The sequence below is a fragment of the Vibrio sp. V03_P4A6T147 genome, assembly GCF_002241085.1.
In the GTDB taxonomy this organism is placed as follows: domain Bacteria; phylum Pseudomonadota; class Gammaproteobacteria; order Enterobacterales; family Vibrionaceae; genus Vibrio; species Vibrio anguillarum.
The window spans coordinates 1-2,017 of record NZ_NDIO01000131.1; the positions used below are offsets into that span (position 1 = coordinate 1).

2 protein-coding genes are annotated in these 2,017 nt (G+C 38.7%); both read right to left on the minus strand.

Features of this window, described 5'->3' with window-relative positions:
• Window positions 1–25: 25 nt before the first annotated feature.
• Entirely contained in the window at window positions 26–1,420 is a 1,395-nt protein-coding gene (vpsL, locus tag B9J84_RS04975) for an exopolysaccharide biosynthesis glycosyltransferase VpsL (protein WP_017045831.1), read from the minus strand.
• Window positions 1,421–1,793: 373 nt separating this feature from the next.
• On the minus strand, window positions 1,794–2,017 hold a 224-nt coding region (locus tag B9J84_RS04980; protein ID WP_179217520.1), incomplete at its 5' end, for a YitT family protein.

Below are 2,017 nucleotides of genomic sequence, written 5' to 3' on the forward strand. Positions count from 1 at the left end.
TTCATATGAGTATACTTTATCCATTCTAGTAAGCATTCTTGCCTACAAATCCTTTAAATACGGTGAGAAATACGATTTTGATGTCGAACCACAACGACCATCTGTGTATATAGTCCAAATCAAATTGGACACGTTTTTCCATTTTATCTAGCGTATCGGTTTCACCACGCCAGCCATTAATTTGTGCCCAGCCAGTAATTCCTGGTTTTACTTTATGTCTCAGCATGTAGCGGTTAACGATCGTTCGATACTCTTCGTTGTGCGCTACGGCATGAGGGCGAGGGCCGACAATAGACATTCGACCTTGTAGCACATTAATAAACTGTGGTAGCTCATCTAATGATGTCTTCCGAATAAACGCACCAAAAGGAGTCACTCGGGGATCATTTTTTGTTGCTTGTGTCACTTTGTTCCCATTGTCCATGGCACGCATGCTTCTGAATTTCCATACTTTGATAGACTTTCCATCCAGCCCATAACGCATCTGTTTGAAAATAATGGGACCTGGTGAGCTGAGTTTCACGCCTACTGCAACTGCAATAAGGACAGGACTGATTAAAATCAAGATAAGACTACTTAAGACTAAATCTTCAAAACGTTTTAGCCACGTACCTAACCCATTGAACGGTGTATCAAAAATACTAAAAGCATTAACATCGCCAATGGTATACCAACGTGAATGCAATAAATTGAAGGTGAAAAAATCCGGCACAATATAGGTATTTACTGTGCTATCCGAAAAGGCCTCTAGAATCTTGCTGATTCGATGCTGGGCTTGCATTGGTAGTGCTATGTACACACTTTTTACTTGACCGTTTTTGGCGAGTGTTAATGCATCATTAACTTTACCGAGCACTGGAATATCACTTGCGATACGTTCATCACCCCTATCATCGTAAAAGCCAGTCAGTTTAATACCTAACTCAGGGTTATTGATGAGATTTTTCGATAGTTCTAGGCCCTGCGGTGTCATGCCGATAATGACAGCTTTAGTGGTGTGATAACCTTTTTTATGTAGATAGTAAATGACTGTAAATGCGACGAAGCGCCAAAGCAGTAATAAAATAAATGATCCGACAAACCAAAAACCTAAAATTAAACGTGAGAAATCGCTTCCAGTTTTTGTGAAATAACCAACTAAAGTTAAGCAGCCAACAGTTGAAGCCCAACAAAAAGCAGTGTGTAGAGTTAAAACTCTAAGTTTTGTGGTTCGCCAACCGCTGTATATATCAAGGCTTTCAGCAATAAATGAATAAAAAATAACCCCTAAAAGTCCCACAGATATATAAGACATCGTAACGATATGTGAGTGAAACTTTAGTGTAATATACATTGTGATCAGTATTACTAAGCAATCTATCAGGCGGTAGAAAAATTTACCTTGATAGTTAGAAATACGGATCCTTCCTCTTTCACCCATTGTAGAAGCTCCTAACCGCTCAATTATTAAGGTAACGAATAATAATTATTTTTTAGCAGTGCATTCTCATATTAAGCTCCGACGACTTCAACTGATCAGGTGCATCAAAAATAAGACGCGATGTGTGATATACGGAATGAGTGACTGTATTTTGGGTTTTTCAATTTGAGATGGAGTACCGAGAGTCGGATAAGGTGATGTAATCACTTGCTATTACTGCATTAACTTAATGTGGTCACCTTGTTAGACGACCGTTACATAAGAGCTAGCTAATATTTAAATAAAAATAATGGAGGGTATTTACGGTGTAAGAATTAAGGCTAAATTTGGTTGTGTTTTTATCTCTTCTTAAACTTATGGATATTGCGACAGCTTAAGGGTAAGTCACGCTATATCGTGTGGGTTTATGATTCATTGCTAACACAAGGTTAAGTGAGACAGCCCCGAGCACAGACAGTGTGGCAATGGAAAACGAAACAAAAAAGGCAGAAGCAGCTAAAATTGAGCAATCTATAACCAACTGACTTTTGCCAACAGGGATCCCAAATTTATCTTGAATAAACAAACACAAGACATTAAAGCCACCCAAGCTGGAAC